Genomic DNA, 21,756 nt, shown 5'->3' with positions numbered 1-21,756 from the left:
AGAGTTGGATTGAATTAAAAATACTCGTAGGTATACTTATACAGCACCCTGTACCTGTAGGGAGCAAAGTACGAATCGGTTTCGAGCACATTCCCCTCGGTGTTGTATCGCGACTGCTTATGCGAGAACTCCTGAGTTCCGCCTTCGCTCCAACGCTCCTCCACAAGGCTACCGTTGGCATCGTACTCATATTTCGATTGGGTGAAGCTCGATCCATCGGGCTTATGCTGAATAATCTCGATAACCAAGTCGCGGTTATTGTAACGGAACTCCTGCTTCTTAGATAGGTTGCCAGAGTAGTACTCGGCTGTTTCGACAAGCCTATTCTTATCGTCGAACTTGTTAACAATTCGCTTGAGCTCGTTCCCCTTATCGTCGAGTCGAATATCACGAAGGAGGTTCCAGTGCTCATCGTGCTCCTTACGCATTCTCGATGAGAGAACCTTATCGGGCTTAAATATGCTGATCTCCTGAATATTATCTTTATAGGTATACACCCACCTTTCGTCAACCCTGTTGCCAGCGCCGTACTTTACTATCTCCTTCAGGTTATCATCTGGATAATACTCGTAGGTTATACGGTAACCTGCCTGTCCGTCGAACACCACCTCGTGAGTTTTTAGCCCTTTATCGTTGTAGTGAAACGATTGCTTATAGCTAACCTCCAGCTCAGGCCTATGAATGCGTTGGTACATCACATACTCCGTCCTAAGGTTTTGGCTGTTGTACTTGTATAGTAACCGGGACGAGATTTCGCCATTGGAGCGGTAGTTGATTATCTCGACCGGGTTGCCGTTCTTATCGTACTGGGTTATACTGGTTTTGTAACCATTGGGGTTAGGCTTATCGCCCGAAAACCGATGGGTCCACTGGGTAATGGTCTTTATGTTGCTTTCGGCGATCCGTTGGCGCTCCTTCTCCTCATCCTTGGGCTGCCCAAAAAGTGATATCGAGATAGCAGCTAGCGCTAGGGTTGCAAAAATATTTCTCATAACAATTTTGTTTCGATGCAAAAAGCAAATTTAGTAAAATCATTGAAAGTATTGCAAAGATTTTTGCTATTCGTCGGGGTTTGCCTTGGTGCTATTCTCAAAGGGAATTGAAACAGCTAGGAGGAAGTAATGCCGACGGTTATCGAATGGTACAAAGTGGTAAAAAAGCTTACGTCCCGATTTGCGGGCAATATCAATTAACCCCAAACCGGCTCCCCCCTTCTCATTCAGCTGGCCCTCCATCATCTGCTTAAGGAATATGTCTTTCAACTCCTGGGAATTAGCCTGGTTAATCTTTATTAGCCTCTCCTCTAAAGCTTTAATCTTTTCGTTTTGCACAAGGTTCCCTGTTACTACATAAAACGAGTCCTTATTCTGTCCAATTATAAAGAGACCGTTTCCAACCTGCTTGTCCTTCTTGTCAAAATCATCGGAATGCTTGGTTACATTCTGCAAACATTCAATCATTATATGGAACACCCTCTTACGGGTTGAGGTGGGTAGGTTCTTTTCTATAATCTTTCTGTTGGCCATAAATGCGAACGATCGCATAATCTGGTGGTTCATCTCCCCCTTATATATCAAGGGGAAACCACTAGTGGCCATCTCACTAGAGAGAGTAGATTTAATAAAGTATATTATATTATCCATTAAGGATTGAAATTACTTAAAAATACAATATGTAACTATGTTATTATAAAAAATATTTGAATTTTTTGTTAAACAATAACCTTGCCTTACACCTACATTAGTCTTAACAATGCTCAGCTATTGAAATATTTTTTCGTTTTTTTAACACTTTTTAATGTAAGTAGTTCCGAAATGTGAATACAAGTGTATCAACCACTCCTACTTGATATACACCTCGAGCAGTTTACTGTTGCGCTGAGGTTTAAGAACCGCACTTTGGATACTTGCTGGAATCAACACCAGTTCACCAGCTTTAATGACCACATCATCGTTGTCGGCGGTGCATACGTTCGCATGGCCATCGACACAAAAATATATCCTAAAGGTATCGAGCTCGAAAAAATCTCTTTCCATCTCCTTATCGATAGCAAGCCTATTTACTGAGAAGTAGGGTGTGCTTTTTAGCTCTTGGGGCTGATTTAGCCCCAACGGACTATGTTCACGAGGAATTGGATCGGCATCAAAGTCAATCGCTTCCTTTGCCCACTCGGTGTGCAACTCCCGGGGTTTCCCATCGGGTTCTACCCTACCCCAGTCGTAAACCCTGTAGGTTACATCGGAGGTTTGCTGTATTTCGAGCAGTGTAATGCCCTTCCCCAGCGAGTGCATGCTACGAGCTGGGATGTAAAAGTAATCGTCGGGCTTAACCTGTTCGTAATTAAAGTGTTCTTCAAATCCTCCTTCCTTTACAAGATTTTCAAACTGCTCACGGCTTATCTTGGGGTTAAATCCTGTAATAATTTTCGAGTCCTCCTCGCTGTCGATAATGTACCACATCTCGGTTTTCCCAAATGCGTGATGTAAACGCTTGGCCATCTCATCATCGGGATGAACTTGAATGGATAAAAAATCCGTTGTGTCAATAAGTTTAATTAGCAGCGGAAACTCAACACCAAACTGCTGATAATTTTTTTCGCCCACCAAATCGCCCATATACACCTCCACGAGGTCTTGAATAGTATTGCCAGCGAGGAACCCATTGGCAACAACCGAAAGGTTACCCTCAACACCCGACAGCTCCCAGCTCTCACCGCATTTATCTATACCTGCGGGATAAACCTTGGCAAAGCCATCACGTAATCGGGTGCCTCCCCAAAGGCGATACTTAAGCTGAGGCGAAAATTTTAAGGGATAAATCATATTAAAGCAAAGATTTGTATTTTTGGCCATTTATAGCATTCTTGCAATGCTATTTGTTCATTGTACTGGTAATAAATATTAAAAATTACCCTTACCTTAGACACTAACTTTACAAAGTTAACCATTAAATTCAAATCGCATAATGTTAATTGTAGGCATAGCAGGTGGAACTGGATCGGGAAAAACTACTGTGGTTAAACGTATTACAGGATGCCTGCCCCCGGGCGAGGTGGTTATAATTCCCCAGGATTCATACTACAAGGATAGCTCACACCTACCTTTGGAACAACGGCAGGAAATTAATTTCGACCATCCATCGTCCATTGAATTCGAACTGCTTGTTGATCACGTGGCCAAGCTAAAAAAAGGCAATCCCATCGACCAGCCAATATACTCGTACCTAACATGTACAAGGGCTACCGAAACTGTAACCATATTGCCCAAGCATATCGTGATAATTGAAGGAATTTTGGTATTTACCAACCCCGAGCTGCGAGAACTTATGGACATCAAAGTGTATGTTGACGCCGATGCCGACGATAGGCTAGCGAGGGTTATCCAAAGAGATATTGTGGAACGAGGCAGATCGGTGAACAAGGTGCTTGAGCGATATGAAAAGACAGTGAAACCTATGCACCTTCAGTTCATTGAGCCTACTAAACGTTATGCCGATATCATTGTACCACAGGGTGGAAAAAACTCCGTGGCCATAAACATTCTAACAACAATTATTGAAAAGAACCTATCCGTATAGCAAACCTTAAAATCTGTAGCCATGCTCGACCAAGTAAGGAATGAGGATATTCTTTTTCTCGATATAGAAACAGTACCCCAGCATGCCAGCTTTAGCGAGGTTCCAGAAGGGCTAAAGACACTTTGGGAGAAGAAAGCCGCAAAAATTGCCGACAACAACCAGAATCCCGAGGAGATTTACAATAGGGCAGGTATTTACGCCGAGTTTGGCAAGATTATCTGCATCTCCGTTGGACTAATTGTAAACAAATCGGGGCAACCCTTTTTTAGGGTCAAATCCTTTGCTGGCCACAACGAGGCTGAGCTACTCCTTGAATTTGCCGATATGCTCGAAAAGTTTGCGGCTAAGCCGCAGGCCAACCTGTGCGCACACAACGGCAAGGAGTTCGACTTCCCCTACATTGCCCGCAGGATGCTTGTAAATGGAATCAACATTCCTAGCATACTAGATGTTGCTGGTAAAAAGCCTTGGGAGGTTCGATTTCTCGACACCATGGAGCTTTGGAAATTTGGCGATTACAAGCACTACACATCCCTCAACCTGCTAACCCAAATACTTAACATCCCCACCCCTAAGGATGATATTGATGGTAGCCAGGTTGCCGACGTATACTACCGCGAGAATGATTTGGATAGAATTGTAACCTACTGCGAAAAGGATGTGTTGGCTGTGGCTCAGCTATTCCTGAGGTACAAGAACCAGCCCCTTATACCTCCTGCTAATATTGAAGTTGCGGGCTAGCCTTTTATCTTGTTTATAAATTGGTGTATCTCGGAGAGCAATTCTGTTGGGTTCTCAGCATGCACCCAGTGCCCTGCATTACGAATGGATTTAACCTCGTAGTTGGAAAACAGAGTTTTGAGCTGCTCCTCCCCCTGAGGATAAACATAGTTCGATTTTTCACCTTTCAAAAAAAGCGTTGGGATGGAAATAGGTTTACCCAGCTCACTTGTAGGCACTGACCCCATAATGGAGTTAAGGTTTTGGCTCAATGCCTCAACGTTAAGCTGCCACTGAAACCCTCCATCATCGGCTCGCCTAACGCTTTTAAGCAGGAACTGGCGTATGCGCTTATCGGCTATATGGTGCGATAGCGACTCATCCAGCTCGTCGCGTGAGGTGGCTATATCGAGCCTTAGCATGAGTAGGGATGATAGAATTTTGGCATGTTGATTTTCTTGCCCCATGGCCTCCTCGGTAAGTTCACTATAACTCGTTGGTAAAATATCGACTACAACCAAGCCCTTAACCCTACTTGGGTACTTCGAAGCAAACTCCATGGCTACCTTCCCCCCCATGGAGTGGCCAATTATTATGGCACTGTCAAGCTTCTCGTAGTCGAAAAGTTCTAGCAAGTCTTCGGCTAAATCCTTGTAGTTATGACTCGGGCTGTGTGGGCTACGCCCATGGTTTCGCTGGTCGACAAGAATTACCTTATACCTGTCGGAAAGTTCACGCCCCACGTTTATCCAATTATCGGACGAGCCATACAATCCATGAAGGATTACCAATGGCTCACCACTGCCCAGCTGCCTAGCGTGTAGCTTCATTATTAGTAACCCTTGGTTTGCTTCAAGTACATTTGTATTGTATTCTCGAGGCCAAGGTATAACGCGTCGGCTATAAGGGCGTGACCAATTGATACCTCCTCAAGCCATGGGATGTTCTCGGTAAAGTAGCGCAGGTTATCGAGGTTCAAGTCGTGCCCAGCGTTAAGCCCAAGCCCTACCTCCTTAGCAGCTATAGCTGCTTGCAAAAAGGGATCGAGGGCTTTGGCCTTATTCAATGGGTAGCCAACTGCATAGGGCTCGGTGTATAGTTCAACCCTATCGGTACCCGAATCGGCAGCATGCTTCACCAGCTCAACATCAGCATTCACAAAAATTGATGTTCTGATGCCCTTGTCCTTAAAAATTTTAACCACCTCCTTAAGCAGCAACTTTTGCCCAATGGTGTCCCAGCCGTTGTTTGAGGTTATGGCATCTGGTGGATCGGGAACAAGAGTAACCTGATTGGGTTTAGCCTCAAGCACCAGGTCGATAAATGATTGCGAGGGATAACCCTCGATATTAAACTCAGTGGTAATAATTGGCTTGATATCCCTAACATCCTGATAGCGAATATGGCGTTCATCGGGGCGAGGATGAACGGTAATCCCTTCGGCGCCAAAACGCTGGCAATCAACTGCGGCCTTCACTACGTTGGGTATATCGCCACCCCGAGCGTTGCGGAGGGTTGCTATTTTATTAATATTTACACTCAGACGTGTCATTTTAATTATATTTGGAGTTACATTTGCAAAGGTAGCTAATTTTTAAAGGGAAATAGAGTATGCTGGCAAAAGAGATGATTTCGGATATTGTCCCCTCGCTAAAGACCTCGGACACGGGAATCTCGGCGCTAAACTGGATGGATATATTCAAGGTGAGCCATCTTCCCATAGTTAATAGCAAGGATTTTTTAGGTTTGGTTTCGGAGACCGACATCTACGACCTGAACCTGCCCGAGGAGCCCATTGGCAACCACCAGCTATCGCTGGTAAGGCCTTACATCACCGAGGGGCAACATATACTTGAGGCCTTGGAAATGGCCTCGCGGCTTAAGCTTAGCTTGGTGCCAGTGCTCGATCATCGCAAGCACTACCTTGGAGTAATCACCATTACAGATATGCTGCACCATTTTGCCGACTTTGCTGCACTTAAAAACCCGGGAGGAGTAGTAGTTTTAGAACTTAACCATAACGACTACTCGCTAGCACAAATAGCCCAAATAGTGGAAGGAAACGATGCCAAGATTCTGGGTACGTTCCTCGCCTCAAATCCAAATACAACCCAAATAGAGCTAACCCTTAAGCTTAATGTAACCGACTTAACCTCAATTATCCAAACGTTTAACCGCTACAACTACAACGTGAAGGGAGCATACATGAAGCATGACGAGGAGGAGGACCTACTTGAGGATCGTTACAATTTGCTAATGAAGTACTTGAACACATAGCCTTTGCATGACCAAATGTTTTCGCCATATCTTTCTGCTTGTTGCTTTCTCATCCTTGTTACGCTTAGCTAGCCACGGGACTGAAAACGAAAATATCCTTATTGTTAGATCTATTAACATCACTGGGAATACCATAACCAACGAAAAAATTATCCTGCGTGAGCTACCCTTTAGGCTAGGCGACAGCCTAAGTATTTACGACTTATCGGGGTATGCTAACCAAAGTAAAGAAAACCTTAATAACACACTGCTTTTCAATTTTATAACCATTAGCTACAATATATCCGATAAATCGGTGGAATGGGATATCGATGTGGAGGAACGATGGTACATTTGGCCTTTTCCAATTCTAGAGTTTGAAGACAGGAACCTTAGCGCCTTTTTGAGGAATGCTAGCTTTTCGAAACTTAACTACGGTGCATATATCAAGGTGAATAACTTTAGGGGTATGCGCGAGCAAATAAGGTTAAGGATGGTACTTGGGTACAGGAACGAGGTGGTTCTGCAGTACATTACGCAGAACCTGGATAGGGAGAAAAAGCATGGAATATCGGCATTGGCATCCTACTTCACCAACCGGGAAATAAACTACAACACCTTTGGTAACCAACCAAACTACTTCAGATCGGACAACGGCCCGGCCAGAAAAGTGCTTTTTGCCGACATAACTTACCACTACAGGCCTAAGCACCACTGGTATCATGCCCTTACTATTGGGGCATTACAAGCAACAATATCCGACTCGCTGGCCACCCTTAACCCCAACTACTTTGGGGCTGGAAACAACTCGTTTTGGTATAGCCACATAAAGTACGAGGCAACCCTCGATAAGCGAAATTCAAAGATTTTTCCGCTGCATGGATATCTTTTAAAATCGGAAGTGGGCAAGCTAGGATTATTCAAGAACGAACCCCTAGACCTGTGGTACATTAAGCTAACCACCGGGTTGTATGGCAAGGTGGCCCCTAGGCTATTTGCAGGAACAGATATTTCCACCAAGCTTAGTACTCAAACCAACCTGCCCTACTATATGAACAAGGGCATTGGATACAACGATTTCATAAGGGGATACGAGCACTACGTAACCAACGGATCGAGCTATTATATCAACAAAAACTCATTGAAATTCGAACTACTACCAACCAAAGTGATTAACTTGCCTTTGGTTCCCGAGGGTAAGTTTAAAAAAGCACATATTGCCCTTTACTGGAGTATTTTTGGCGATACGGGCTACGTAAAACCCGATGCCTTTACTCCAAGCAATAGCCTGGAGGGAAAAATGATCTATGGATATGGAACCGGATTGTATATTGTTGCGTATTACGACTTAGTGCTACGCATTGAATACTCATTCAACGGATTTGGTGAACAGGGTTTCTTTTTTCATATTGGCACACCATTCCTCTTAAACTAACAAAATGGTAATAGCCTTATACGGTAATATTATTGATAAAGAGCACAAAGCTGATATGGAGTTGCTTTTTAGCGAACTCGATAAAAGGGATGCCGAAATACTGGTTTACGCTCCATTCTACGAGTTTCTAACACAACTCCTTGGCTTCGCCCCAAAGGTAAGGGCTACATATAGCAATGCCGACGAAGTGAAGCACACAGCAAACTTTATGCTAAGCATTGGTGGCGATGGCACCTTTTTAGAGTCGGTTTCGTTTGTTGAGGATTCATGCGTACCCGTTGTAGGAATCAACTTTGGGCGACTGGGTTTCTTGGCTCATATATCATCGAACGATATTTCTGGCGCAATTCATCAGCTATTTAATAAGTTGTACACGGTTGAAAACAGGTCGGTACTGGAGCTGAAAACTCAAGACAATTCATTAATGAAGTTTCCTTTTGCAATGAACGACTTTACCCTGCAAAAAAAGGGAACAGCCATGATCACCATAAACACCTATATTGATAACGATTTTCTTTGCACCTACTGGTCCGATGGGCTAATCATCTCAACGCCTACGGGTTCTACCGCATACTCGCTAAGCGTAGGCGGGCCCATACTAAGCCCCACTACCAATGCCTTTGTGATATCGCCCATTGCACCCCATAACCTAACCGTAAGGCCGCTGGTTATTCCCGATGGGTCAACCATAAAGCTTGAAGCAACAACAAGAGATAGTGAAATACTAATGTCGCTCGATTCTCGTTCTGTTGCTGTAGGAAGTAGCCTTACGGCTTCTATTACAAAAGCCAAATTCTGCGTTGGGGTGGTAAATTTAAAGGGCAACAACTACTTCAAAACGCTTCGAAATAAGTTGATGTGGGGAGCTGATAGTAGGAATTCAACTAGCTAACAACCTAACGATCAGTTAACAAAAATGGATATTCTTTGTTAATACAGTTAAAATATTTTTAATAGCTAACGCTTTCTTTTTTTTTTATCTTTGTAATACGATAGTACCTAAATTAGGAGAGATGAGAAAGTTTATAGTGCCTTTATTTATTTCGTTACTACTTGCCAACACTAGCTCGGCCCAATCATGGAAGGCTGCAAAGCTTGAAGTTTTCGGTGGTATCTCGGCACACCAATACTTTGGCGACATAGGTGGTGCTTCTGGCGACGTTAACCTCCTTGGTCTTTTGGATATCGATCTTTTATCAACACGCCCTGGCATAACCCTAGGGGCTCGCTACCACATATCCAAACCAATTCAGATAAAGGTTAACTTCACATCGGGAATGATCTATAGCACTGATTTAAACTCAAGAAACGAGAATCGTCAGTTTGCCTTTAAAACCCTAGTCAACGAGCTCGCGGTTATGGGCGAGTACTACATAATACCCGAAAGCGACGAGAATTACTTTTACAACATAATGCAGGTTAGAGGTGGGCTTCGCCACTTTCGTCAACCTTTTAGCCTGTACGCTACCTTAGGTTTTGGAGGGTTTCATTACAACGTTACACCACTGCAAAACCTAGCCACCTCCCCCAGGTTCTCTCAAAGTTCAAGCATAGCGTTCTTTGTACCCGTTGGCTTGGGCATAAAATATGCTATTAGGCCAAAACTGTCGATCGGGGTAGAATTGGTTGGACGTATAACCAACACCAACGAGCTCGATGGATACGTGTCGCCATACGGTATATACAACGACTACTATCACTCCCTCATTGTAAAGGTGAACTACAAGATACCCACCAAGAAAAGACCAGGCGTTAGGAGATAGAAACGGATTTAAAATGCAATTTGCACCATGAGATTTCTTTTTTTGGGGTTAGTAGTTCTCCTCTCTTCGCAAAATACATTCTCTCAGGAACGCAATGATATAGGTGTGTTGGCTGGCTCCTCATACTATATGGGCGACTTCAACCTTAGCACTCAATTCTACCAACCATCACCAGCCATTGGGGTGCTTTTCCGGCATAACCTGAATGAGTTTTACTCACTTAAGCTAAGCGGTACTCACGGCAACTTAAAGGGCTACTACAACCCAAACAATCAGTACCTTCCACAAATACCCTATCAAAGCTTCGAGCAAAGTTTCAGAGCTTTCGACAAACGATTGGTAGAGATTAGCGGAGCTATCGAAATGGGGCTAAGGCCCTTTGGCACTAAACCGGTGGATGCTAAAAGCATTTCGCCATACGTAACCCTAGGCGTTAGCTTGGCTATTATCGATAGGGATTTACTGGTGAATATACCCTTTGGGGTTGGCGTGAAATACACCCCCTTTAACCGGTGGACTTTTGGAGCCGAATGGCGACTTCATAAAACATTTAATGACAATATTGATTACTACCCAACCCACCCCAACCAAAGTTTTAGAATTCACAACTTCGATTGGGTGGGAATTGGGGGATTATTCGTATCTTACCGGCTTGTTAACAAGGGGGCAATTTGCCCAGCATACGATTAAAAATCAATAGTATATGTCGTTGATTGATGATGTGAACAGAGAGAAACTCCCCTCTCATATTGCCATAATTATGGATGGAAATGGGAGGTGGGCCAAGCAAAAAGGCAAGCCCAGAATTTTTGGGCATCAGAATGGAGCCCACGCAGTAAGGCAAACCATCGAAGGCGCAGCCGAGCTTGGAGTAAAATATTTAACCCTTTACGCATTTAGCGCAGAGAACTGGAAACGCCCAAAGATAGAGGTTGAAGCCCTCATGACCCTTCTAGTTTCTACAATAGATGAGGAGCTAAAAAACCTAATTGACAACAACATCCATTTTCAAGTAATTGGCAACACCAACCTGCTGCCCGACAGTGTTAAACGAAAGGTTAACACTGCCATATCCAAAACCAAGCACTGTTCCGGAATGACCCTAACCCTTGCTCTGAGCTATGGCTCGCGCTGGGAAATTTTAGATGCAGCGAAAAAACTTGCCGATGACGCCATACAGGGCAAAATAGTTCCTCAGGAATTAACCGACGAGGTTTTTGCAAGCTACCTAAACACGGCTCATATGCCCGACCCCGAGCTCCTTATCAGAACCAGCGGAGAACTGAGGCTTAGCAACTTCCTGCTATGGCAAATGGCCTACACTGAGCTGTACTTTACCGAGGTGCTATGGCCCGATTTCAGCAAAGAGGAGCTATACAAAGCAATTGTCAGCTTTCAACATCGCGAAAGGCGATTTGGAAAAACCACTGAGCAACTCTAATGGTACTCCTACTCCCCCATTTATTCTCATTTTTAGCATATAAATATGGTTTTTTGTACATTTTAGCTTGCTTCCCATAAAGCACTTGACTAAATTTGCCAAGCCTATTACACAAACAATTTCAAGGTTTTAATTTTATTGTAGTAAATACTTTTGCCCAAAACATACCGTTACACTCTATGCACAAATACCGTATCCCTCAAACGATGATTAAAAAATTAGCAATTAGCATTGCCTCCTTTCTAATCGCAGCACACTTTGGCTATTCTCAGACATCTCCCTTTAGCTACACCTCGCCCGAAGAGTATACGCTTAAGGGGGTTACCGTTTCGGGCATCCGCTTTATTGATCCCAACGTAATTGTTAGCATGAGCGGCCTTTACATAGGCGATAAGATTAGCGTACCCAGCGAAACCATTACAGGTGCTATAAATAAGCTGTGGGACCAAGGGCTATTCTCAGACATAAAAATTACTGCCACAAAGATTGAGGGAGACGATATCTACCTCGATATATTTCTGCAAGAGTTGCCCCGGATAAGCGGCATCGATTTTATTGGTATAAGAAAAAGTGAGGAGAAAGACCTTGTTGATTTAATTAAGCTAAGGATTGGAGGTCAAGCCACAGAAAACATCCTGGACAACTCCAAGCGATTAATTAAAAACCACTATCGCTCCAAGGCCTACCTCAATGCCAATATCGACATACACCAGCAGCACGATACGCTTATGGCCAACGGCGTTAGGCTTATCTTTAACATCGACAAAGGGCCTAAGGTTCGCATTAGCGACATCACCTTTGAGGGCAACGACAACATTATTGATCGTAAGCTTCGTCGTGCAATGAAGAACACCAAGCGCCGCGACCTCAACTTCTTTAAAGCATCCAAATTTGTTGAGAACGATTTTGAGGAGGATAAACGCAGCCTTATTGCCTACTACAACCAACACGGCTACCGCGATGCCAAAGTCCTGGGCGATTCTGTTTTTGTAACAGAAGAAAACCGTATAGGCCTAATTATAAAGGTTGAAGAGGGTCCAAAATATCACTACCGTGACATCAACTGGGTGGGGAACTCAAAGCTTCCCGACGAGATACTTGATGATATCCTTGGCATCAGAAAGGGAGATGTATACGATAAAACCCTTCTGGAAGAAAGACTTTTTATTGACGACAACTCCATAACCACGACCTATATGGATGATGGCCACCTATTCTTCAGCATTGAACCTGTTGAGATTAGAGTGGCTAACGACTCCATTGACCTAGAGATGAGGATTTACGAAGGCAAACAGGCTACCGTGAACAATGTAATTGTTAAGGGTAACACCAAAACCCATGAGAATGTAATCCGTCGTGAACTTTTCACCAAGCCTGGCGACCTCTTCAGCAAAACAGGTATTACCCGTTCCGTAAGGGAACTTGCCACCATGGGGCACTTCGATCCCGAGAAATTGGATGTTACTCCCCTGCCCAATATGGCCGACGGTACCGTGGACCTAGTATATACCGTGGAAGAAAAGGCCAACGACCAGCTTGAGGTTTCCGGTGGTTGGGGTAACAAAATGTTTGTTGGAACCATTGGTATTCGGTTCTCGAACTTCTCCATTGGCAGACTATTCGAAAAGCAGGCTTGGCGCCCAGTCCCATCGGGCGATAGCCAAACGCTAAGCCTTAGAGCCCAAACCAACGGGAGCTTTTACAAAGCGTTTAGCCTGACATTTGTTGAGCCATGGCTTGGAGGGCGCAAACCCACCAACTTTACCCTTTCGCTTTACCACACCATAAACAACTTACCTGGCACATATATCTACCAGGTGAGCGACCAAAGAATGAAGGTTACTGGGGGTGCCATTGGTATTGGAACAAGGCTAAAGTGGCCCGATGACTGGTTTCAGTTCTACAACGAGCTTAGCATTCAGAGCTACGACCTGAACAAGTGGGACTACTTTATGATATCCACCGGTAAATCGAACAACTTTAGCTACAAGGCTGCTCTTACAAGAAACTCAATCGACCAGCTGATTTACCCCAGACGAGGATCGAACTTTAACTTAACGCTACAGCTTACACCACCCTACTCCATAATTACGGGTAAAGATTTTTCGAATGTAACTGATCTTCAAGAAAAGTATAAGTGGATTGAGTATCACAAGTGGACCGGTAAGGCACAGTGGTTCCACAACCTAGTTGATAACCTTGTGCTATACACTGGTGCTCAATTTGGATACCTAGGATACTACAATAAGGACATTGGGTACTCACCCTTCGAAGGCTTTGACCTTGGTGGCGATGGTATGTCGGGATATAACCTATATGGTCGCGAAACCATTGGGCTAAGAGGTTACGAAAATTCATCGCTTTCACCTAGGGTTAACGGAGTTGTAAACGCTAACGTATACACCAAGTATACGGTGGAGCTACGCTACCCCATCACCCTGCAGCCACAGGCTGCTATTTACCTGCTCACTTTCCTTGAGGCTGGTAACGCTTGGTATGAGTTTAGAAGCATTAATCCTTTCAACGTTCACCGTTCTGCTGGTGTTGGAGCAAGAGTATTCCTGCCTATGATCGGTATGCTTGGAATTGATTGGGGATATGGATTCGACAAAATTCCGCACAATCCCGATAAGCATAGGGGGCAGTTCCACTTTACCATTGGACAAAACTTTTAACACTATTTAAACAAAGGGGTTTAAAGCTGGCGAGATAATTGCCACACCAAACTTAAAGGATAGAGCTATGAAGAAAATCGCAATCATCATCCTAACCATTTTTGCCCTCCCGTTAGCTTCGCTTGGGCAAAAGTTTGCCTTTGTTGATTCGGAATACATCCTTAGCCGCATTCCAACATTTAGGGCTGCACAAGAGCAACTCAACCGTATAGCGACACAATATGAGGCGGAGGTGGAGGAGCAATACAAGCAGTTGGAAAAAATGTTTCAAGATTTTCAATCGGAAAAGGTATTGCTAACCGAAGAGATGCGCCGCAAACGAGAAAATGATATGATGCAGCGCGAAAAGGCCGCAAAGGAGTTGCAGAATAGATATTTTGGAAGGGATGGGATGCTTTTCAAAAAGCGAGAAGAACTCGTAAAGCCCATTCAGGACCAAGTATTTAACGCAGTGAAGGAGATTGCTACAGAGGGGGGATTCGCAGTTATTTTTGATGCAGCAGGTTCTGCCAATATGCTATATACTAATCCGAGATACGATAAGAGTGACGAGGTATTACAAAAACTTGGTTACAACTAATTAATTTTTAAATTTGTAAGTCAAATTAAAACCAAAAACACGATGAAAAGATTCGCAATGTTTATGCTAGCTGCCGCGCTACTTTTTACCGGCAGTGTATTTGCCCAAACCGCACCAAAATTTGCACATATCAACGGACAGGAATTGCTTTCCATTATGCCCGACCGCGATAGCGCTGAAGCAAAACTGAATGCTTATGGCCAGGATCTTCAGGAGCAAATTGAGGAACTTCATGTTGAGTACAACAACAAACTCCAAACCTATATGCAGCGCCGCGAAACATTTACTGCTGCCATCCGCGAAGCACGCGAAAGGGAACTAACCAGCCTACAGCAACGCATCCAGGAGTTTGAACAAACTGCTCAGCAAGACTTCCAGCGTATGCAAGGCGAGCTTATGCGCCCACTTATGGAAAAGGCTGATGCTGCCATCCGTAAGGTTGCTAAGCAAGAGGGAGTGATTTACGTATTCGACCTAAGCGTAGGTAGCGTGGTGTATTTCTCCGACGACAGCATCGATTTGATGCCTTTTGTAAAGAAGGAGCTGGGAATACAATAGAAATTAAGCCATAAATTAACAGCTCAATCGCCGCAAGGGGTTGAGCTGTTTTTGCATATGCTCAATTATTGATAGGGCAAAATGACAAATACAACTAAAGTAGGAGTTTTCGATTCGGGGGTTGGAGGGCTTACCGTTCTTAAGGAACTTGCTCAGCTACTACCCCATCATTCCTATGTTTATTTTGCCGATACTAAGCATTGCCCCTATGGCCCCAAAGGGCCAGATGAAATCATAAGGCTTTCCGAAATAATAACAAAATTCCTTCTCGACCAGGGTTGCACAATTATAGTGGTGGCATGCAACACCGCCACTGCAGCAGCTATTGATTATTTAAGAGCCAATTTCCCTATTCCATTCGTAGGAATGGAACCCGCAGTGAAACCTGCAGCATTGGCCACCAAAACAAAGTCGATAGGTGTGCTCGCCACCAAGGGCACATTCAATGGAAGGCTCTACCGCGAAACCACCGCAAAGTATGCTGCCAATATAAACGTGTCCTATCAAGTTGGAGCGGGGCTGGTTGAACTGGTTGAACAAGGAAAGTCTCAATCGAAAGAGGCAAGTGAGTTGCTACAGACCTATATAGCACCGATGCTTGATGAAAAGATTGATCATCTTGTGCTAGGGTGCACGCATTACCCTTTCTTTATTCCCGTTCTCAAAAAGATTTTACCTGAAGGTGTTGTTATTGATAACCCAGCACCAGCTGTGGCCAAGCAAACCGCGAGGGTACTTTCCGAAGAGGCTAAAGAGCCTCATAGCGGAATCGGCACCGAACCATCGGTTACATTCTACTCAAGCGGAGAAATTGACACCCTTAAATTTTTGGTTCACGAGATCGAATTAACTACTAAAGTAGTATTCAAAAATAAATCTTATCAGCATTTCATCTTTTAAATATTAACACCATTATACATCTTTAGAATTTCCTCAACCATTAAGCTATGAAAAAGCATATTATTTTCGATTTTGATGGAACCCTAGCCAACACCCTGGATACCGGAGTGGATATTTACAACAGGATTGCCCATGAGTATGGATGCAAACAGCTACAGAAAGAAAGGAGTAAGGTTTTACAAAGCAAAAAACCTCATGACCTAATGGTTGAGCTAGAGGTTACATTTCTAAAATTACCCTTCCTCCTGCTACGCCTTCGGCATGAACTATTCATGGAGATAAAGAATGTTAAACCATTCAATGGTATAGTTGAGTCGTTGGAACATCTAAAGGAAGCGGGGTTTATATTAGGTGTGGTTACATCTAACTCGCGTAAAAATGTGGAGCATTTTTTTGATGAGCACAAAATTCTAGACCTTTTTAGCACAATATACACCAGCAAGCACCTGTTTGGCAAGGATAAGGTTATTGCCAGATATATGAAAAAGTACGGCATTGAGAAGGAATCGGCTATATATGTAGGCGACGAGACTCGTGATATTGAGGCTGCAAAAAAAATGGGAATTCCCGTAGTTGCAGTTGGCTGGGGGTTTCAATCCAAGGAATTGCTTGAAATTTATAAGCCCGATGTAATAATTGACAACCCTAGTGAACTCCAAAAGGCGGTTTTGTCATTATAAAAAAAGGGCGTTCAACAAACTGAGCGCCCTTTTTTGTATTATATACCCCTTTAGGAATTAAGCAATCCTTCAATCTTCTCCACTGGAATTTTTTCGCCAAGACCCATATCATTTAAGGCATCAATAATGGCATCGCGCTTAACAAGCCCTGTGATTTTGGCAAACATAAGCAGCGAGTACAGGGCCGCATTTTTGGGGCCAGCAATCCTAAAGTCGTGGCTTACCACCTTTGCACCAGTAGTGGGCACTTCAAGGCTCGAATCAATCAGAAGTAATCCATCCTTCATGGCATTAATACGCTTCATCTGATGGTTAAGCCCATCGAGAGATGTTACCAGAATGGCATCGGGGCTAGCCATACCGTGGTAGTGAATGGCCTCGGGTGAGATATTTACCTCCGATGTTGAGAATCCCACCCCAACAGTTACCGGGTAGCTACCCTTTTGGGTTACCTGGTAGCCCGAGCTCAACGCAGCGCGCGCAAGAATGGCAGAGGCCACCTGTACGCCCTCGCCAGCCGAGCCTGTCATAACCAGCTGGTAATGCTTGTCGAGCCCACCGGTATGCTTCTGCTCTATCACGGGGAGCTTGGCAAGCAAATCGTTCATCTTTGTGGAATTCGGGTAGGTATATGCCAATCTATCGTTGGTCCATACGCCCTCGGTATGTCCCATCGACTCCATAATCTCGCTAAGCTTACGCTTGGGGTTGAATTTCACCCCATAGCTTGGGCAAATCTCAACCACCTCAACCACTGAGCACCCCTTAACGCTATACGCCTCGGCCAGCTTATCGGCAATATTGCCAATGCCAAGAATTCGCGTAACATATGCTGCACCAGCGGTGTGGGTTAACTTACAGATATCGTGCGCGCTGAATGGGTTACCCTCCATTGCTGTGGTTGTACGGAACCCGGTTGGGGTTAAACCACTGGTTTGGCCACCGGTCATCCCGTATAGCATATTGTTGTGGATAACAATGGTAAGGTTAAGGTTCATCCTCGATGCCTCGATGATGTGCTGCAAGCCAATGGTTGAGCCTCCATCGCCAAGGAACACTATCACCTTCTTATCGGTGTTCTCCATGGCGAACGAAACACCTGCACCCAAGGCAACGGAACGGCCATGCAATCCGTGAACAGTGTGTGTGTTTAAGGTTTTATCGATAATACCATGGCAGCCAATATCGGTAACCATGATTACATCAAGAGGATTAAGCCCAATCTTTTCGAGCGCCTGAGCGGTACTTTTAGCAATCAGGTCGTGTCCGCATCCCTTGCAGAAAGGTAGGTTTGGTGTATTTAGAAAAGGTGTGCTCATGGTTACTTTCCTCCGTTTATTATTTCCTGTGGTGTAATCATTTTGCCTAGTGCTCCAACGGTGGCAATTTTACTAGGCAGGCGATGCCCAAAAAGTATGCGTGCATACTGTGCATTCATGTTCTCCTCAACCATCACCACCTTGTCATACCTGTCCATTATCTCGTAATAATCGTCGGGTATTGGGAATAGGGTTTTTGGAATAAGCAGCGAAACCTTTTCGCCCTGCTCGCGCATCATGGCCACAGCGTCGATGGCAGCATTTGCCGATATATCGAAAGCCACAATAAGCTTGTTGGCACCGGGCTGCTCGTCAAGGTCAAAAAAAGTATATGATTTAAGGTGATGATTGGCCTTATTCTCCAGACGAACTGTATTGGCCAACGCCTCGGGCGTTGAGTGCTGCAGAATACCCTTGGTATCGTGGGTTGATGCAGTTGTACGCACCTGATGGTTAGGGTTTCCCACCTCGAGGAACTCGGGCACCAACGAATCGTCGGCTAGGTAGGGAACATATGGTTCGCTCTTGCTGTATCGGTTCTTAACAACTGGCTGAATATCTTCCAAAACGGACAGGTCGAAGCTACGCTGGGTCATAATTCCCTCCTTGGAGGTAAGCAGCACCACGGGCGTGCGAAGCCTTTCGGCCAGCTTAACCGATTCGGCTGCCAAAGTCCAGCAATCCTTATAGTCCGATGCGCAAAGTACGGGTAGCTGATGACCGCCAGAGATTTGACCCCTGAGCAGCATTAAATCGCCCTGTGCTCCGCAGGTGGCAGTTCCGGTGGCTGGACCAAGACGCTGCACCAGGATTATCACCATGGGCATCTCCATCATGAACGCCATATTGATGGACTCCAGCATTAGCGCATAGCCGGGAAACGATGTGGCCGTAACGGGCAGCTTGCCCGCTGTAGAGAGTCCGGTCATCCACTGCAGGGTGGTTATCTCATCGGGGGCAGGAAGCATCATGGGCATCCGTGCGGCCGAGTATGAGTAAAGCAGGTTTGCTGGGGTGATGGGGTAGCCAATAAATGCATCGGCACCGGCTTTAGCCATGGCCTCAATCATTAGCCGAGAGCCATCGGTAATCACCAACTTGTTTTTACTTGTTTGCTGCATACACTATGTTTTGACTGATTAATTTTTCAATTTCCTCGAGCTCTAGCCCTAACTCATCGCGGAGGATGTGGTAGGTGTGCTCGCCGTAGTGGGGTGGATAGCTTATACCACCACTCGACGGGTTTCCATCGACATTAAATGCCACGGAGCTAACCCCTTGGATGGCCATCCCGTTGATATCGGCCTCAAGAATCATCTCTTTGGCTTCGGGGGTTTCAAACACCTCCTGCATATTGAACACCCCACCAGCAGGCACCTTACGCTTGGCTAGCATCCCTAAAATTGTTTCGCGATCGTACTTGATGATTAAATCCTGCAGTATGCCGTTTATCTCCGCCTTATTCTTTACCCGGCTAAAGTTCTTGCTATACTTAGGATCGGCCGCCAGCTCGGGTTTGCCCAGCACTTCGCACAGCTCGGCAAACTGCTTCTCGGTGCCAACGGCAATCACTATGCCCTTGCCATCGGAGGTGTTGTAGATAGTTCCGTAGGGAACAATATTGGGATGATCGGAACCCATTCGCTTGGGTATGGTTTTGCCCACAAGCCAATTGGTGGCCTGGTTAGCCAACGACGAAACGCCAGCCTTGAATAACGATGCATCGATATAGCACCCCTCGCCTCCCCGCTCGCGCTGGAAAAGAGCCAGCAGAATGGCCTCCTTAAGATGATGTGCCGCCAGCACATCCATCAATGCCACAGGCATCTTGGTGGGGGGGCCGTCGGGTTCGCCATTCATAAAGGTAAATCCGCTCTCGGCCTGAATAATGGCATCGAAACCAGCCCTCTGGTTGTTAAGGCCATAACCTGTAATATGCGAATAGATAACCTTTGGGTTTAACTTTTTGAAAGTATTATAATCTACCTGAAGTTTCTCTGCATCGCCGGGCTTGTAGCTTGCCAGAATAATATCGCACTGCTTACCCAAGGCATATATCACATTTAGCCCCTCGCACTTGGAGAGGTCGATGGCTAACGATTTCTTGCCCCAGTTCACGCATGAGTAGTATCCAGAAATGTCGGTATCGGGATTTTCGGTGGGCAGCTTCCATTTGCGGGTAACATCGCCATCGGTAACCAAATTTTCAACCTTAATTACTTCGGCACCCAACTCGGCTAGGAACATCCCTATGCTTGGCCCGGCCAATACACTGGCCAACTCCAGCACCTTAATTCCTTCTAACGGTTTTGAATTATTCATATCGATAAAAGCGTTAAATATCCTTAGGCTTACGCATGGAAATGCCCTTAGCCCTTATTTCGCGCTTGCGCTTATTGGCATAGATATTACCGATAATAATGCAAATAACCGCAGCTATAACAGCAACATAGGTGTCCTCCATTTTCCACCAACCTGCCAGCTTCGCAATAATATTCACTAAAACGGCAACTGTACCGCCAATAAATGCAAAGCGAACACCATCGGTGGAGATCCAACCACGCTTGTAAATACCTAGCACAATAACTATGGCACCAATGGCACGTATGCCATACGATATATAGGCCATACTAAGAATTGCTCCGCTTGAGTAAATAGCTAGCGGTATGGTTATAAGGTTTACAAGGATAACCAGCTTGCGAGCGGTGGAGATAATTTTCTGATCGACAGCCGACTTGTTGATTATTCCGTGGTAAATATCCTTTGTGGCAATGGTTACCACGGCAAAGTTTACAGGGCCAACGGTTGATAGGATTGCCGCCAGAATACCAGCAAGGGCAATTCCCCCCATAACAGGGTGGATAAACTCGGGGGTAACCATAAGGGTAGGTAGCACCATCTTGGGGTTAATTATGCCCAGGTCGGCATTCCAAAGTGGGCTTGCCGCAGTGGTTACATCAAAGTAGTTACCTGTTTTGGCCACCAGGCCAAGGATAGCCACCATAATACCAAAGGGTGCGATGATAAGCGATGATAGGATTGCTGCTTTCTTAGCGATATCGGCAGAACGGGCAGCAAAAATTGGCTGAATACTTGCCTGACCAGCCATTCCACCTAGCACTCCACCAATAATTAAACTCCAGGCATAGCCCAATCCCCCGCTAAATGGGTTGTATAGGTTCTCGGGTGATCCCAGAGCCACCATATCGGCCTTAAGCGCAGCAAACCCACCTATATCGGTTATACCCGTGAATGCAGCAAACCCAATTCCTCCAAACATCACCACAACGTGGATTATACCTGTAATGGCCAAGGCGTGCATTCCGCCAATGTATGTGTATATGGTGATTACTACCGATGATATTATTACGGATGTAACCCAAGGCAACTCGAACATTGCAGATATTACGCTTGATGCGGTTTGCAGCTGCACAAAGGCCAACACGATGTAGGCAAACAGAAAGGCGATGGCAGATATGGCTTTAGCGCGCTTGCCAAATAGACGGCCCAGCATCTCGCTCACGGTGTGCACATTGTTTTGACGATAATGACGTGCCACAGTGTAACCAATAATAATCATACCGATAGCCGTGGAGATATTGTATAGGATGGGTTGCAGAGTGCCCGAGGTGAACGATTTTTCGCTAACACCAATGGTGCTCATCCCTCCTAGCCACTCTGAGGCCACCACCACAGCACAAGCAATAACGCCAAGGTTGCGCCCCGCCACCAGATAATCGGCAGCCGATCGGCTGGCCACCTTCTTGGTTAGAATAGATATTAGGGTAATCAAGCCAAAGTAGGCCAGAACAACAATTAGATAGGTTGACATACAGTTTTTTTAGGTTTACCT

Annotated in this window: 22 protein-coding genes; 13 read left to right on the top strand and 9 right to left on the bottom strand. The window is 45.1% G+C overall.

Annotated elements, in window-relative coordinates; all coding sequences use genetic code 11:
* Positions 1-14 precede the first annotated feature (14 nt).
* From G8O23_RS11390 to G8O23_RS11380, 3 genes are all read right to left on the bottom strand, one after another.
* The gene (locus G8O23_RS11390; protein WP_166364893.1) at positions 15-992 is read right to left on the bottom strand and encodes a hypothetical protein; all 978 of its coding nucleotides are present in this window, start codon (positions 990-992) and stop codon (positions 15-17) included.
* Between the two features lie 66 nt (positions 993-1,058).
* Complete coding sequence (locus G8O23_RS11385; RefSeq protein ID WP_166364891.1) at positions 1,059-1,643, bottom strand: SiaB family protein kinase; 585 nt, start codon at positions 1,641-1,643, stop codon at positions 1,059-1,061.
* A gap of 198 nt (positions 1,644-1,841) precedes the next feature.
* Positions 1,842-2,822 carry a type I phosphomannose isomerase catalytic subunit gene (locus G8O23_RS11380; RefSeq protein ID WP_166364889.1) on the bottom strand — a complete coding sequence of 327 codons (981 nt, stop codon included), beginning with the start codon at positions 2,820-2,822 and terminating at the stop codon, positions 1,842-1,844.
* A gap of 142 nt (positions 2,823-2,964) precedes the next feature.
* Here G8O23_RS11380 and udk point away from each other — a divergent pair, with 142 nt between their 5' ends.
* Together udk and G8O23_RS11370 are read left to right on the top strand one after the other, a co-directional pair.
* The gene (gene udk, locus G8O23_RS11375; protein ID WP_166364887.1) at positions 2,965-3,576 is read left to right on the top strand and encodes a uridine kinase; all 612 of its coding nucleotides are present in this window, start codon (positions 2,965-2,967) and stop codon (positions 3,574-3,576) included.
* A 21-nt stretch (positions 3,577-3,597) separates the two neighbouring features.
* Positions 3,598-4,317 carry a 3'-5' exonuclease gene (locus G8O23_RS11370; RefSeq protein WP_166364885.1) on the top strand — a complete coding sequence of 240 codons (720 nt, stop codon included), beginning with the start codon at positions 3,598-3,600 and terminating at the stop codon, positions 4,315-4,317.
* Here the strand turns inward: G8O23_RS11370 and G8O23_RS11365 are convergent.
* Both G8O23_RS11365 and G8O23_RS11360 read right to left on the bottom strand, forming a co-directional pair.
* A complete protein-coding gene (locus G8O23_RS11365) occupies positions 4,314-5,126 on the bottom strand; it encodes an alpha/beta fold hydrolase (protein WP_166364883.1) in 813 nt (270 codons plus the stop codon). The two genes, G8O23_RS11370 and G8O23_RS11365, sit on opposite strands and share 4 nt — an antisense overlap.
* A 2-nt stretch (positions 5,127-5,128) precedes the next feature.
* Positions 5,129-5,848: a pyridoxine 5'-phosphate synthase gene (locus tag G8O23_RS11360; RefSeq protein ID WP_166364881.1), complete on the bottom strand. Its 720-nt coding sequence runs from the start codon at positions 5,846-5,848 to the stop codon at positions 5,129-5,131.
* A 59-nt stretch (positions 5,849-5,907) separates the two neighbouring features.
* On the opposite strand from G8O23_RS11360, the gene G8O23_RS11355 reads away from it, so the two are divergent.
* The 11 genes from G8O23_RS11355 (at position 5,908) to G8O23_RS11305 (ending at position 16,584) form a co-directional block, all read left to right on the top strand.
* Positions 5,908-6,573, top strand: a complete 666-nt coding sequence (locus G8O23_RS11355) for a CBS domain-containing protein (RefSeq protein ID WP_166364879.1) — start codon at positions 5,908-5,910, stop codon at positions 6,571-6,573.
* 7 nt (positions 6,574-6,580) lie between these two features.
* A complete protein-coding gene (locus tag G8O23_RS11350) occupies positions 6,581-7,987 on the top strand; it encodes a POTRA domain-containing protein (protein ID WP_166364877.1) in 1,407 nt (468 codons plus the stop codon).
* A gap of 4 nt (positions 7,988-7,991) precedes the next feature.
* Complete coding sequence (locus G8O23_RS11345) at positions 7,992-8,879, top strand: NAD kinase (RefSeq protein WP_166364875.1); 888 nt, start codon at positions 7,992-7,994, stop codon at positions 8,877-8,879.
* Between the two features lie 121 nt (positions 8,880-9,000).
* Positions 9,001-9,750: a DUF6089 family protein gene (locus G8O23_RS11340; RefSeq protein WP_166364873.1), complete on the top strand. Its 750-nt coding sequence runs from the start codon at positions 9,001-9,003 to the stop codon at positions 9,748-9,750.
* 27 nt (positions 9,751-9,777) lie between these two features.
* Entirely contained in the window at positions 9,778-10,440 is a 663-nt protein-coding gene (locus G8O23_RS11335) for a DUF6089 family protein (protein ID WP_166364871.1), read from the top strand.
* A 13-nt stretch (positions 10,441-10,453) separates the two neighbouring features.
* The gene (locus tag G8O23_RS11330; protein WP_166364869.1) at positions 10,454-11,191 is read left to right on the top strand and encodes an isoprenyl transferase; all 738 of its coding nucleotides are present in this window, start codon (positions 10,454-10,456) and stop codon (positions 11,189-11,191) included.
* Positions 11,192-11,397: 206 nt separating this feature from the next.
* Positions 11,398-13,866: an outer membrane protein assembly factor BamA gene (gene bamA, locus G8O23_RS11325; protein ID WP_166364867.1), complete on the top strand. Its 2,469-nt coding sequence runs from the start codon at positions 11,398-11,400 to the stop codon at positions 13,864-13,866.
* 67 nt (positions 13,867-13,933) lie between these two features.
* Positions 13,934-14,446: an OmpH family outer membrane protein gene (locus tag G8O23_RS11320; protein WP_166364865.1), complete on the top strand. Its 513-nt coding sequence runs from the start codon at positions 13,934-13,936 to the stop codon at positions 14,444-14,446.
* Between the two features lie 42 nt (positions 14,447-14,488).
* On the top strand, positions 14,489-15,004 hold the full coding sequence (locus G8O23_RS11315) for an OmpH family outer membrane protein (protein WP_166364863.1): 516 nt from the start codon (positions 14,489-14,491) through the stop codon (positions 15,002-15,004).
* Positions 15,005-15,085: 81 nt separating this feature from the next.
* Positions 15,086-15,904 carry a glutamate racemase gene (murI, locus tag G8O23_RS11310; protein WP_166364861.1) on the top strand — a complete coding sequence of 273 codons (819 nt, stop codon included), beginning with the start codon at positions 15,086-15,088 and terminating at the stop codon, positions 15,902-15,904.
* Between the two features lie 47 nt (positions 15,905-15,951).
* Positions 15,952-16,584, top strand: coding sequence for an HAD family hydrolase (locus G8O23_RS11305; protein ID WP_166364859.1), 633 nt, complete (start codon positions 15,952-15,954; stop codon positions 16,582-16,584).
* A 50-nt stretch (positions 16,585-16,634) separates the two neighbouring features.
* On the opposite strand, the gene G8O23_RS11300 is transcribed toward G8O23_RS11305, so the two are convergent.
* Genes G8O23_RS11300 through G8O23_RS11285 form a run of 4 tightly spaced genes read right to left on the bottom strand, consistent with a single transcriptional unit; the run spans position 16,635 to position 21,735 of the window.
* Positions 16,635-17,903, bottom strand: coding sequence for a thiamine pyrophosphate-dependent enzyme (locus G8O23_RS11300; RefSeq protein ID WP_166364857.1), 1,269 nt, complete (start codon positions 17,901-17,903; stop codon positions 16,635-16,637).
* Positions 17,904-17,905: 2 nt separating this feature from the next.
* On the bottom strand, positions 17,906-19,024 hold the full coding sequence (locus G8O23_RS11295) for a hypothetical protein (RefSeq protein ID WP_166364855.1): 1,119 nt from the start codon (positions 19,022-19,024) through the stop codon (positions 17,906-17,908).
* Complete coding sequence (locus G8O23_RS11290; RefSeq protein WP_166364853.1) at positions 19,008-20,225, bottom strand: CaiB/BaiF CoA transferase family protein; 1,218 nt, start codon at positions 20,223-20,225, stop codon at positions 19,008-19,010. Before G8O23_RS11290 ends, G8O23_RS11295 begins: the two co-directional genes overlap by 17 nt.
* Positions 20,226-20,238: 13 nt before the next feature.
* A complete protein-coding gene (locus G8O23_RS11285; protein ID WP_166364851.1) occupies positions 20,239-21,735 on the bottom strand; it encodes a sodium:solute symporter family protein in 1,497 nt (498 codons plus the stop codon).
* Positions 21,736-21,756 lie beyond the last annotated feature (21 nt).

The sequence above is a fragment of the Perlabentimonas gracilis genome (genome assembly GCF_011174675.1).
GTDB classification, from domain to species: domain Bacteria; phylum Bacteroidota; class Bacteroidia; order Bacteroidales; family Tenuifilaceae; genus Perlabentimonas; species Perlabentimonas gracilis.
Note: the sequence above shows the minus strand (reverse complement) of the source record. Positions and strands in the feature narration are given on the sequence as shown.